The following is an 11,811-nucleotide window of genomic DNA, read 5'->3' on the forward strand; positions in this document are numbered from 1 at the left end:
CCGCGCACCTTGAGATTTGAATAGACAGCGTTGAGAATTGTGCTTTCTCTACCTGCTGGATTCTGGAAAGGATGAACGGATATGAAAAACCGAGTTTGCACATTGTATCGCGTTTCCACCGACAAACAGGTGGACCACAACGACAAAAACCAGGCCGACATCCCCATGCAGCGGAAAGCCTGCCGCGCCTTCTGTGACAAAATGGGCTGGACCATTGTCCATGAGGAACAGGAGGAAGGTGTTTCCGGCCACAAAGTCCGAGCAGAGAATCGTGACAAGCTGCAAATCATCAAGAATCTGGCCAGGCAGAAAAAGTTCGACATCCTGCTGGTGTTCATGTTCGACCGCATCGGGCGCATTGCAGATGAAACGCCCTTTGTGGTGGAATGGTTCGTCAAGCAGGGGATCGAGGTATGGAGCACCCAGGAAGGCCAGCAGCGTTTTGACAGCCACACCGACAAGCTCACCAATTACATCCGTTTCTGGCAGGCCGACGGAGAGAGCGAAAAGACTTCCATCCGTACCAAGACCGCCTTGGGGCAGCTCGTTGAGGCAGGCGGCTTCAAGGGCGGGCTTGCCCCGTATGGCTATGATCTGGTCAAAAGCGGGCGCTTCAACAAGCGCAAGCATGAGCTCTACAAACTGGTTGTCAATGAAGCGGAAGCCGCCGTAGTTCGGACCATCTTTGAGAAGTACGTCCACGAGGGCTACGGCGCACAGCGGATCGCTACTTACCTGAACCGGCAGGGCTACCGGGCCAGAACAGGGAAGATGTGGCACCACGCCACCATCCGCGGCATCGTCTGTAACCTGACCTATACGGGCATCCTGCGGTGCGGCGAAAGCCGCTCTCAGGAACTGCCCCATTTGCAAATTATTGAGCCGGAGCTGTTCGAGACCGCCCAGCGTATCCGTACCGCCCGCGCCAATAGCGCCGCGCAGGAACGCCACGTTCCCATGAATACGAGGGGCAAGTCCCTTTTGTCCGGGAATGTGTACTGCGGCCACTGCGGCGCGAGGCTCGCCCTGACCACCAACGGGAAGTCGTACCCCTGCAAGGAGGAGCCGCACCGGGTGGTCAAGCGGGTGCGGTACATCTGCTATGGCAAAACCCGCAAACAGACCGACTGCAACGGCCAGACAGGTTATACCGCCCACATCCTGGACGGCATCATCGACAAGCTGGTGCGCCGCATTTTCGAGCGGATGAAGGCCATCCCCAAGAGCGAGATCGTCAATCTCCGCTATCAGGAAAAGATGGAGGAACGGAAATGCCTGCTCCAGAGCGTCCGGGCCGAGTATACCAAAGCGGTTTCCGAACGGGATATGCTGAAGGTAGAGGTGATCAAGGCCCTGCGAGGGGAGAGCGCTTTTCCCAAAGACCTGCTGGGCGCGATGGTAACAGAAGCTGAAACCAGGTGCCGGGAACTGCAGGAGAGCATGGAGGCGGCGCAGGCAGCCTACGACGAAGGAAAAACCGTGCTGGCCAGCCTGAACGCTCAATACGACGAGATCATTTCGTGGTCGGAGCTGTACGACACCGCCAGCATCGAGGCGAAAAAAATGATCGTCAGCTCACTCATCAGCAGAGTGGACGTTTACCGCGGCTACAAGCTGCATATCGAGTTCACCATCGACTTCGAGCAGTTCTGTCGGGGTCTGGATTTTGAAGCGGTCGCGGCATAAACAAAAAGACCCGCCTTACAATAAGGCGGGTCGTATATCTAAGAATACCCGGAGCACCTGATTCTGGTGGAGATAAGCGGGATCGAACCGCTGACCTCTTGAATGCCATTCAAGCGCTCTCCCAGCTGAGCTATACCCCCATGTTAGGGTGCTCTGGGTATTTCTTATTCGATTGTAAAGTGTGTTGCTCACCTGAGCAACAATTTGGAAAGTGAAGAACCCGAGGGGTATGTAACCGTTTGAACCGGGCTCCCAGCTGAGCTATACCCCCAGATGTTCCGCTTTGTGGGCCGCCGCGGTGGTGTTTGACCGGCGACGTCAGTTATTATAGCAAAGGGCGGGGAGAATGTCAAGCACTTTTTTGCCCAAATGGCGGAAAATGGGAATGGCTGGCGGTGTTGTCTAGGATACTTCCTTATAGATGTAAACTTTTATGCATATTGCTGGACAGGACGCAGATACAGTGTTAGAATGTCAGTGTAAGCCCGCAGCAAGGGGCTTGCAGAGGAGGACATGATATGCAAAAGAAAAATCAACTGCTCCGGATCGGTTCCATCCTGATGATCCTGGGGGCTGCCATGGCTATGCTGATGGCTATGGCGACTGCCAGCACTTTGGATATGGGGATGTCCACGGTGAACAGCCTGACCCAGGACCCTGCATTTATGGCTGACCTGGAGGCCACCGGCATGACGCTGGACCAGGTGCTGGCCGCAGCCAAGAACCTCCTGGCCGCAGTGATGGGCATGATGGCTGTATTCAATGTGATCAAGATCGTCGTAGGGGCTTTGGGTTTGCGCAAGCTGCAAAGCGGTACCGTCTACTTTACCGGCTGGGGGATCGCCTTCCTGGTGTTTGGCGTGCTGGGTCTGCTGATCTTTGGGGTAAACAATCTGATGGGCATTGCCAACCTCCTGGGTGGTCTGGCAGGCCCGGTGCTGTACATCGTTGGCGGCGCCCAGAACAAAAAGGCCCTGCAGGCGGCGGCCCAAAGCGAGGAAGAATAAGCCATCCGGGCACACAGTCCGGTTGTGGGACGCTTTGCCGCACAGAAATGGTTCCATACACACAGAAACCGGCCCGGGCAGTGCGCCCGGACCGGCTTTTTTGTGTCTTGATCAGATGTTGGGCATCTTGGCAGTGGGCATCATCAGGACCTTGCCGGTGCCGCGGTAGACGTTCACCAGACCCTCGCCCGAGGCGGCCGAGCCGATCAGGCTTTTGCCCGAGCGCTCCACCGAAAAGTTCAGGGTCTTGCTCCAGGCAATGGCGTAGTTGCCGTCGATCTTGAGCACGTCATCCTGAAGCGCGATCTCGATCAGCTCCTCTTTGGGGCAGTCCGACTCGATGCAGAATACACCCCGGCCGTTGAGGCTCAAATTGAACAGGCCCTCGCCGCCGGCCACTGCCGACGAGAAATTGGAGCGCATCACTGCTTTGTGCTGCAGGCTGGACTCACAGGCCAGGAACAGCCCGTCATCCAGCACCACGCCGCCGCCCCAGTCTGCGGCGTCCAGCAGGATCAGATATTTATAGGTAGGCTCCAGCACCAGCACGCCGCTGCCGGTATACTCGGGCTTGATGGCGGACTCGCCGGTGGTCTTGCCCCGGACGGCCTTGCCCAAAAAGTCGCCCACGCCTTTGATGCCGGTGGTGGCGTTCACGTCGCCCAGCATCCACTGCATACTGCCCGCCTGGATGGTCACAGGGGCCCGGTTCAGGTAGCAGACCAGCTGGCGCTTTTTTACGTTCATCTGGGCGCTGTAATAGGCGGTGACGGCGGAATTTGGAGTGACGCTCAGGTCGCGCTGGTACTCGATGACCTGGAAGGCCCCCAGAGCGTCGATGATCTTGACGTCGTCGTTGTCGGTAAAGTTTGTGATCTGATACATACTGTGCCCTCCTTGCAGGCAGGTGGATGGCGGTATGGCTCCATTGTAGCAGGCTCTGGCGGGATAGGCAAGATACCTGCCTGGCGCGCGATGAAAAATACAACAGGTCCGGTGGCGCTCCGGCAAAGAAAAAGCCAGGGACGTTTTCGTCCCTGGCTTTGGTGGGTCCTTCGGTTTGCGGATGTGCTTCTCAGCGCTGTGCCTCCAGCCCCAGAGCGATCTGCTCGGGGGTGATGGGGATCTCCCGATGCCACACCCCGGTGGCCCGGTAGATGGCGTGGGTCAGGGCGGGGGCGGGGGTGTTGATGACGATCTCCCCGATGGACTTGGCCCCAAAGGGACCGGTGGGCTCATAGCTGTGCTCAAATTCCACCCGCAGATGGCCCATGTCCAGCCGCGTGGGCAGCCGGTACTGCAGGAAGGAGGACTGGATGGGTTTGCCCCACCGGTCATACTGGATGTCCTCCATCAGGGTGTGGCCGATGCCCTGAACGATGCCGCCTTCGGCCTGGATGCGGGCCAGGGCGGGGTTGATGGGGATGCCGCAGTCCACCACCGCCATGTAGTCCAGCACCTCCACGTGGCCGGTCTCTTTGTCCAGCTCGATCTCCACCATACCCACCATATAGGGCGGAGGAGAGACAGGGGAGGAGTGGGTAGCGGTGACCTCGGCGGCCCGGTTGTTGAACACCTGGCTCTTGTAGCCGATCTGCTCCAGGCTGACCGTCTCCCCGGTGGAGGCACGGCGGACCTGCCGGCCCTCAAACAGGACCTCGCCGGCGCTGCAATGGAGAAGGTCGGCGGCGATGGCGCACAGCCGCTCTTTCATCTCGTCGCAGGCTTTTTCCACCGCCTTGCCGGTGATGTAAGTGGTGGAGGAGGCGTAAGAGCCCGAATCATAGGGAGACACATCGGTGTCCGCCCCGTGTACGGCTACGTCGTCCACGTCGCAGTCCATGCACTCGGCCACCATCTGGGCCAGGATGGTATCGCAGCCGGTGCCCATATCGGCGGCGCCGATGATCAGGTTGTAGGTGCCGTCCTCGCTCAGTTTGAGGGTGGCAGAGCCCACATCCACGTTGGAGATGCAGGAGCCCTGCATGGCCATGGCCACGCCGGCTGCCCGGACTTTGCCGTTGCCCATGTCCCGCACGGGGTACTTTTCGGCCCAGTGGAACATCTGGCGGCAGTGCTCCATGCAGCGGTCCAGGGCGCAGGCGTTGGCCATCTCGTTGTAGTAGGCGGGCATCTGCATCCCTTCCCGGACCATGTTGCGGTCCCGGATGCGGGTGGGATCGAGGCCCAGACGCTCGGCCAGCTCGTTGACAGTGGTCTCCAGAGCATAGATGCCCTGGGTGGCGCCATAGCCCCGGTAAGCCCCGGCGGCCTGGGTGTTGGTGTAGACCACATCGTAGCTGAAGCGGTAGGCTTCCAGGCAGCCGCTGTACAGGGGGATGGATTTGTGGCCCGAAAGGCCCACGGTGGTGGGACCGTGCTCCCCGTAAGCTCCCGAGTTGGAGAGGGTGTACAGGTCGATGCCGCGGATGCGGCCCTCCCGGTCGGCGCCCAGCCGGACCCGGATCTGCATCTCATGGCGGGGGCTGCCGGCGGTCTGGGCTTCCTCCCGGGTGTAGATCAGCTTGGCGGGGTGCCCGGTCTTGAGGGTGACGAAAGCGGGATACACCTCGCACACGGCTGTCTGCTTGGCCCCGAAGCCGCCGCCGATGCGGGGCTTCTCCACCCGGATGCGGCTTTTGGGGATGCCCAGGGCATGAGACAGAATCCGCCGCACATGAAAGACGATCTGGGTGGAGGACACCACGTGCAGCCGTCCGTAGGGGTCCAGCTCGGTGTAGGTGCGGAACGTTTCCATCATGGCCTGATTGAAGGCCTTGGTGTGATAGGTGCGGTCCAGTACGATGTCACAGCTGGCCAGCACCTGGTCGATGTCCCCGCTGGTATTGGTATCGCTGGCCACCAGATTGCGGCGGTTGTCCCCGCCCACCGGGCAGGAAGCCCGCCAGTCCTCCTCGGGGTGCACCAGCACAGGGTTGTCCTTGGCGGTGCGCAGGTCCAGCACCGCCTCCAGCACCTGGTACTTGACCCGGATGGCCTTCATGGCCTGCAGGGCGGCCTTCTCGGTCTCGGCGGCGACGATGGCCACCGCGTCCCCCGCAAAGCGGACGTGCCGGTCCAGGATCAGGCGGTCATAGGGGGAGGGCTCGGGATAGGTCTGGCCGGCAATGGTGTAGCGCTGCCGGGGCACGTCCTGCCAGGTGTACACTGCGACCACCCCCGGTACCTTCTGCGCGATGGAGGTGTCGATCTCCTCGATGAGGGCGTTGGCGTGGGGGCTGCGCAGGATCTTGACCACCAGGGCGTCCCTGGGGGTGACATCGTCGGTGTAGGCCGGCTTGCCCAGCAGCAGCTGCATGGCGTCTTTTTTGCGCACCGGCTTGTGGATGGCGCGGTAATCCTTATGCTCATTGGGCATGGCTGGACCCTCCTTTTTCGCTGCGGCTGTCCAGATAGCTGCGGATGCCCCGCAGCTGCCCCTCGTAACCGGAGCAGCGGCACAGGTTGCCGGCCAGGAAGGCCCGGATCTCATCATCGGTGGGGTCGGGATTCTCCCGCAGCAGGGCGATGGTGTTCATTACAAAGCCGGGGTTGCAGAAGCCGCACTGATCGGCCCCCTGGTCTGCAATGAAGCCCACAAAGTCGGCCGCTTCCTCCTGCAGCCCTTCCAGGGTCTGTACCGTGTGGCCGGTGGCCCGGACGGCCAGCATCGAGCAGGACAGGACGGGCACGCCGTCCAGCAGGACGGTGCACAGTCCGCAGCCCGAAGTATCGCATCCGCGTTTGACGCTCAGACAGCCGTGCCCCCGCAGAAAGTCGATCAGCAGGCAGTCGGGGTCCACAAAATCCGTCACCGGCCGCCCGTTGAGGGTCAGTTTGATCTCGATCATTCCTGGATACCTCCCACTTCCAGCGCGGCGCGCCGCACCAGTACCTTTACAAGATGGGTCCGATAGGCGGCGCTGCCCCGGACATTGCTGCCGGTGGGAGTGTGCCGGGCGGCCCACTCCGCAAAAGCCCGGGCGCTGTCGGGGGTGATGCCCCCTGCCAGCAGCCCTTCCTGGTCCCGCAGCACCATGGCCCGGCCCGGCCTGGCCCCGATCACGGCCCGGTACTCCCCGCCGATATGGGAAAAGGCACAGGTCAGCACCGGCAGGTCGGTGCGCTGGACCCGCATGGCCTGATAGGCAAAAGTCCCGGGGGTCTTGCGGATCACAGCCCGCACCAGCAGGTCCCGGTCATAGGGCATGGCTGCGAACTGCTCCAGAGGCACAAGGCCGCCCTTGTACAGTTCCACGTCGGTATCCATGGCCAGCAGGACGGTCAGCACATCCGAAAAGCCGAACCGGCCCCACAGGCTGCCCCCCACCGTGGCCATGTTGCGGAACTGCACCCCCACGATATCCCGGACGGCCCGGCCCAGGGCGCCCTGGGTGTAGGCCTGCAGGCCGGGGTGCTGCTCCAGCTGGCGCAGGGTGGCCATGGCCCCCAGGGTGAACCGGCTGTCATCCTCCTGGATGGCGTCCAGACCCAGGCCGCACAGGTCGATGGCGGTGCCTACGCTGCCGCTCTCCATTTTGGTCCAGAGCATCCCGGCCAGGATGCGGGAGCCCCGCTTCTGGTTGAGCTGGTAGGCCTCCTCCAGGCTCTGGGGCCGGACATAGTTGCGTATGTTGATCATGGTCTGCATCCTCTGCTTATTCTCACGCTGCCCCGCAGAAAAAAGGCGGGGCCCAAAGTTTCCATACCTTGTTATTATACCAGCAAGCCTTGCTTTTGGGAAGGGAAATTGCTATAATTGCGTTGTAGTTTCAAAACAATAACGGTGAGGAGAACAGAACCATGAAATGGAACAAGATCCTATCCCTGGCCCTGGCGGCTGCCATGGCCTTGTCGGCGGCGGCTTGCGGCGGCCAGAGCGCGTCCGGCTCGTCCGCCGTCTCCAGCCAGACGGCCGTATCTTCGGCTCCGGTTTCCTCTGAGGCCGCCAGCCAGCCGCAGGCGGACAGCGCCGCCCAGACGGCCTACCCCGTCACCCTGACCGACCAGGCGGGCCGGCAGGTGACCATCGAGGCCGAGCCCGAAAAGCTGGTCAGCGGCTATTACATCTCCACCAGCCTGCTCATTGCCCTGGGTCTGGAGGACCAGCTGGTGGGCATCGAGGCCAAGGCGGACAGCCGGCCCATTTACGCCCGCAGCGCTCCCGAACTGCTGGATCTGCCCAGCGTGGGCACCGCCAAGCAGTTCGACCTGGAAGGGTGCCTTGCGCTGGAGCCCGATCTGGTGATCCTGCCCCTCAAGCTGCAGGACAGCGCCGACACCCTTGCGGAAATGGGGATCCCGGCCCTGGTGGTCAACCCCGAGGACCAGGACCTGCTGAACGAGATGACCAGCCTGATCGGCCAGGCCACCAACACCGCGGACCGGGCCGGCGCCCTGCTGGACTTTGCCGCACAGCAGGAGGCCGCCCTGGCCGAAAAGCTGGACGGCGTTGAAACGCCCAGCGTCTATCTGGCGGGCAATTCGGACTTTTTGTCCACCGCAGGGGACGCCATGTACCAGTCGGACATGATCCGGATGGCCGGCGGCGTCAATGCGGCGGCCGAGATCACCGACACCTACTGGGCCAATGTCAGCTATGAGCAGATCCTGGCATGGGACCCCGCCTACATCATCCTGGCTTCGGACGCGGCCTACACGGTGGAGGACGTGCTGAACGATCCCGCCCTGGCGGGCTGCGCCGCCGTGGAGAACGGCAACGTCTACCAGGTGCCGGGGGATGCCGAAGCCTGGGACAGCCCGGTGCCCAGCGGTATCCTGGGGTCGGTGTGGCTGGCGTCGGTACTGCATCCGGACCGGTGCCCCGAGAGCGAGGCCGTGCAGGTGTACAACGATTTCTATGAGAGCTTCTATGGTTTCACCTACAGCGAAAACTAAGATGCTGTGCGCAGCCGGGGCCGCCTTGTTGGCAGCCCTGGCTGCTGCCAGTTTATTCACCGGGAAATACCCCCTGACCCTGGCCGGCCTGCTGGCGGGGGAACCCATGCAGCTGCAGGTGTTCTGGTCGCTGCGGTTCAGCCGGACGGTGGTGGGAGCCGCTGGGGGCTTTGCCCTGGGAGCGGCGGGGTTTGTCTATCAGACCGTGTTCCGCAACCCTCTGGCCTCCCCCGATGTGATCGGGGTGTCCTCGGGGGCCAGCGCCGGTGCGGCGGCGGGCATCCTCTTTTTACAGGGGGCGGCGGGGGTCACCCTGGCCGCCTTTGGGGGCGCGCTGGCCGCCGTGGGCCTGGCCCTGGGCCTGTCCGCCCTGGACCGGTCGGGCCGCCACAGCACCATCGTGCTGGCGGGCATTGCGGTGCACGCCCTGGCCCAGACCGTCCTGATGTGCCTCAAGCTGACCGCAGACCCCGAGCGGGAGCTGGCCAGCATCGAGTACTGGATCATGGGCAGCCTGAACGGCGTCACCTCCGACGCCATGGGCGGCAGCCTGGCCCTGTGCGCCGTCAGCGTGGGGGCGCTGTTCCTGCTCCACCGGCAGATCCTCCTGCTGGCAGCGGAGGAAGGGGAGGCCCGGATGCTGGGGGTACAGGTGGGCCGGCTGCGGCTGGCTGTCCTGCTGGCAGCCACCTTGGCGGTGGCCTGTGTGGTCAGCCTCACCGGGCTGATCAGTTTTGTGGGCCTGCTGGCTCCCCACGCGGCGCGGATGCTGACCGGGCGCAGCAGCCTGGGAACCATGCTGCTGGGCGGCCTGCTGGGCGGCGTACTGCTGACCGGCGCGGACATCCTGGCCCGCAGTGCGGCGGCGGTGGAGCTGCCGGTGAGCATCTTCACCAGCCTGCTGGGCGCGCCCTTTTTGATCTTTCTGATCCTGCGCGGGAGGGTGAGGGCATGAGCTTTTTCACGGTGTCCGGCCTGGGGGCCGGCTATGGGGACAGGGCGGTGCTGCGTGAGGTGTCCTTTGCGCTGGAGGCCGGGCAGCTGGTGGGGGTGCTGGGCGCCAACGGCAGCGGCAAGACCACCCTTTTGAAGGCGGTGTGCGGTATCCTGCCCCATACAGGCCGGTGCACGCTGGAGGGGGCCGGTCTGGAGGGCCTTTCGGCCCGGCAGCTGGCCCGGCGGTGCAGCTATATCCCCCAGCGCAGCGGCATCGGCATCGACCTGCCGGTGCTGGATGTGGTGCTGATGGGGTTCAATCCGTGGCTGGGCTTGCTGGAGCAGCCCACCCCCGCCATGCGCGCCAGGGCCGCCGCCGCCCTGGCCCAGGTGGGGTTGGCCGGCCGGGAGCAGGAGAATTACCTGCATCTGAGCGAAGGCCAGAAGCAGCTGTGCATCCTGGCCCGCACCCTGGCAGCACAGGGACAGCTGCTGCTGTTGGACGAGCCCGAAAGCGCCCTGGATTTCCGCTACCGCTACCGGATGCTGGCCCTGCTGCGGGGCTGGACGGCAGAGGGCGGGCGGGCAGCCCTGGTGACCCTGCACGACCCGGGCCTTGCCCTCAACTGCTGCGACAGGCTGCTGATCCTGGCGGAAGGCGGGGTGCAGGGGGTATTGGCCCCCAAAACCGACCCGCTGCCCCGGATGGAGGAGCAGCTGTCGGCGGTGTATGGAGCGGTCAGCCTGGCCCGATGCAGGGACCGGGCGGGCCGGGAGCAGCTTGTGATGCTGAAAGAACCTGAATGAAACGGAGGTACGACGGATGCAGGCAGTGACCCGGGTCATCTTTCTGGATGAAGATGGGGAGAAGTTCTTTGGCGAAGGCCCCTGCCGTCTGCTGCACGCGGTGGAGCAGACGGGCAGCCTGCGGGCTGCGGCCCAATCGATGGGGATGGCCTATACCAAGGCCCTCAAACTGGTGCGGCACGCCGAAAAAGCCCTCGGCTTTGCCCTGACCGAGCAGACTGCGGGAGGCAGGGACGGAGGCGGCAGCAGCCTGACGGCCCAGGGAAAGGAGTGGCTGAGGCAATATGAACGATATCGGGACGCCTGCGTGGAGGCCAACCGCCAGCTGTACCTGGCGTGCTTTCCGCAGCAGCGGTAAAAAGCATCTGCTGCTGACCGGGGGCCGGGGCAGCGGCAAGACCACCCTGCTGTGGGCCCTGCAGTCCCTGCTGTCCGCCGGACCCTGGCCGGGGGTGACCACATGGGCCCGGCCCGGCGCCGGGGTGTGGCTGCGGCAGGAGCCGGAGGGTGCTGTGGTCCAGGCGGGACGCTTTGACCCTGCGCTCCCCGGGCCGGAGAACCGGATGCGGCCCACCGGCGGCTTTGACGCTTTGGGGGTGGAAGCGCTGGAACAGGCGGCCCGGGCTCCCGGCCAGTGGGCCGCCATCGATGAGATCGGCTATCTGGAATGCGGCAGCCCCGCCTATTGCCAGGCCATCCTGCGCCTGATGGGCAGCAAGCGGCTGTTGGCGGCGGTGCGCAAACAGGACCTGCCCTTTCTGCGGCAGCTGTGCGCCCGGTCCGACGTATTCTGCCTGGACCTGGACCGCCCTCTGGGCCGTGCAGGCTGCGTGGTGATGGCCTCGGGGCTGGGCCGGCGGTTCGGGGGCAATAAGCTGCTGGCCCCGCTGGGAGGCAGGCCTCTGCTGTCCTATGTGCTGGCATCCACCGAAGGGCTGTTTGCCCGGCGTGTGATGGTGACCCGGAATCCCGACACAGCGGCGCTCTGCCGGCAGCAGGGGATACAGACGGTGCTCCACAGCCTGCCCGGCCGTAGCGATACCATCCGGCTGGGGCTGGAGGCGGCGACGGCAGAGGGGACGCTGGACGGATGCCTGTTCTGCCCCGGAGACCAGCCCCTTTTGCGGCGGGAGACGGTAGCGGCCCTGGCGCTGTGCGGGGCTGCTGTGCCGGACAAGATCTGGCGGACAGCCTGGCAGGGGACGCCCGGCGCGCCGGTGTGGTTCCCGGCCTGGAGCTTTGGGGAACTGGCGGCCCTGAGCCAGGACCAGGGCGGGGGATGGGTGCTGCGCCGCCACCCGGAACAGGTGGGCCTGGTAGAAGCGTCCAGCAGCGCCGAGCTGGCCGACGTGGACACCCGGGAGGACCTGCAGCGGATGCAATCTGGGTATATGGAATAAGTATTACACATAAGTACGACTCATTTTCTCCTTGCTTTATGCCGGATTTTAAGATATAATGTCCTGCGTTGGCTTTT

At 63.6% G+C, this 11,811-nt stretch carries 11 protein-coding genes and 1 tRNA gene; 7 read left to right on the plus strand and 5 right to left on the minus strand.

Annotation, left to right across the window (positions count from 1 at the left end; all coding sequences use genetic code 11):
* Positions 1 to 81 precede the first annotated feature (81 nt).
* Entirely contained in the window at positions 82 to 1,686 is a 1,605-nt protein-coding gene (locus B5G12_RS06605; RefSeq protein WP_087324341.1) for a recombinase family protein, read from the plus strand.
* Positions 1,687 to 1,750: 64 nt separating this feature from the next.
* Here B5G12_RS06605 and B5G12_RS06610 read toward each other — a convergent pair.
* Positions 1,751 to 1,826: transfer RNA gene (locus tag B5G12_RS06610), tRNA-Ala, on the minus strand.
* A gap of 378 nt (positions 1,827 to 2,204) precedes the next feature.
* Here B5G12_RS06610 and B5G12_RS06615 point away from each other — a divergent pair.
* The gene (locus tag B5G12_RS06615; protein WP_087324342.1) at positions 2,205 to 2,693 is read left to right on the plus strand and encodes a hypothetical protein; all 489 of its coding nucleotides are present in this window, start codon (positions 2,205 to 2,207) and stop codon (positions 2,691 to 2,693) included.
* Positions 2,694 to 2,804: 111 nt separating this feature from the next.
* Here B5G12_RS06615 and B5G12_RS06620 read toward each other — a convergent pair whose 3' ends face one another.
* From B5G12_RS06620 to B5G12_RS06635, 4 genes are all read right to left on the minus strand, one after another.
* Positions 2,805 to 3,578 carry an AIM24 family protein gene (locus B5G12_RS06620; protein WP_087324343.1) on the minus strand — a complete coding sequence of 258 codons (774 nt, stop codon included), beginning with the start codon at positions 3,576 to 3,578 and terminating at the stop codon, positions 2,805 to 2,807.
* Between the two features lie 190 nt (positions 3,579 to 3,768).
* The gene (locus tag B5G12_RS06625) at positions 3,769 to 6,072 is read right to left on the minus strand and encodes a xanthine dehydrogenase family protein molybdopterin-binding subunit (protein WP_242955963.1); all 2,304 of its coding nucleotides are present in this window, start codon (positions 6,070 to 6,072) and stop codon (positions 3,769 to 3,771) included.
* Complete coding sequence (locus tag B5G12_RS06630; RefSeq protein ID WP_087324402.1) at positions 6,062 to 6,541, minus strand: (2Fe-2S)-binding protein; 480 nt, start codon at positions 6,539 to 6,541, stop codon at positions 6,062 to 6,064. The genes B5G12_RS06625 and B5G12_RS06630 overlap by 11 nt, the downstream gene beginning before the upstream one ends.
* Positions 6,541 to 7,335 (minus strand): FAD binding domain-containing protein, encoded by a 795-nt coding sequence (locus tag B5G12_RS06635; protein ID WP_087324403.1) that lies wholly within the window; start codon positions 7,333 to 7,335, stop codon positions 6,541 to 6,543. Before B5G12_RS06635 ends, B5G12_RS06630 begins: the two co-directional genes overlap by 1 nt.
* A gap of 161 nt (positions 7,336 to 7,496) precedes the next feature.
* Between B5G12_RS06635 and B5G12_RS06640 the strand changes: the two genes are divergently transcribed.
* The 5 genes from B5G12_RS06640 to B5G12_RS14940 are packed head-to-tail and all read left to right on the plus strand — an operon-like array spanning position 7,497 to position 11,734.
* On the plus strand, positions 7,497 to 8,591 hold the full coding sequence (locus B5G12_RS06640) for an ABC transporter substrate-binding protein (RefSeq protein ID WP_087324344.1): 1,095 nt from the start codon (positions 7,497 to 7,499) through the stop codon (positions 8,589 to 8,591).
* Positions 8,566 to 9,546, plus strand: coding sequence for a FecCD family ABC transporter permease (locus tag B5G12_RS06645; RefSeq protein WP_242955964.1), 981 nt, complete (start codon positions 8,566 to 8,568; stop codon positions 9,544 to 9,546). Before B5G12_RS06640 ends, B5G12_RS06645 begins: the two co-directional genes overlap by 26 nt.
* A complete protein-coding gene (locus B5G12_RS06650; protein ID WP_087324346.1) occupies positions 9,543 to 10,334 on the plus strand; it encodes an ABC transporter ATP-binding protein in 792 nt (263 codons plus the stop codon). The genes B5G12_RS06645 and B5G12_RS06650 overlap by 4 nt, the downstream gene beginning before the upstream one ends.
* A 16-nt stretch (positions 10,335 to 10,350) precedes the next feature.
* Entirely contained in the window at positions 10,351 to 10,692 is a 342-nt protein-coding gene (locus B5G12_RS06655) for a winged helix-turn-helix domain-containing protein (protein WP_087324347.1), read from the plus strand.
* Entirely contained in the window at positions 10,619 to 11,734 is a 1,116-nt protein-coding gene (locus B5G12_RS14940) for an NTP transferase domain-containing protein (protein ID WP_087324348.1), read from the plus strand. Before B5G12_RS06655 ends, B5G12_RS14940 begins: the two co-directional genes overlap by 74 nt.
* Positions 11,735 to 11,811 lie beyond the last annotated feature (77 nt).

Source organism: Faecalibacterium sp. An58 (assembly GCF_002161515.1).
Lineage (GTDB): Bacteria > Bacillota > Clostridia > Oscillospirales > Ruminococcaceae > Faecalibacterium > Faecalibacterium avium.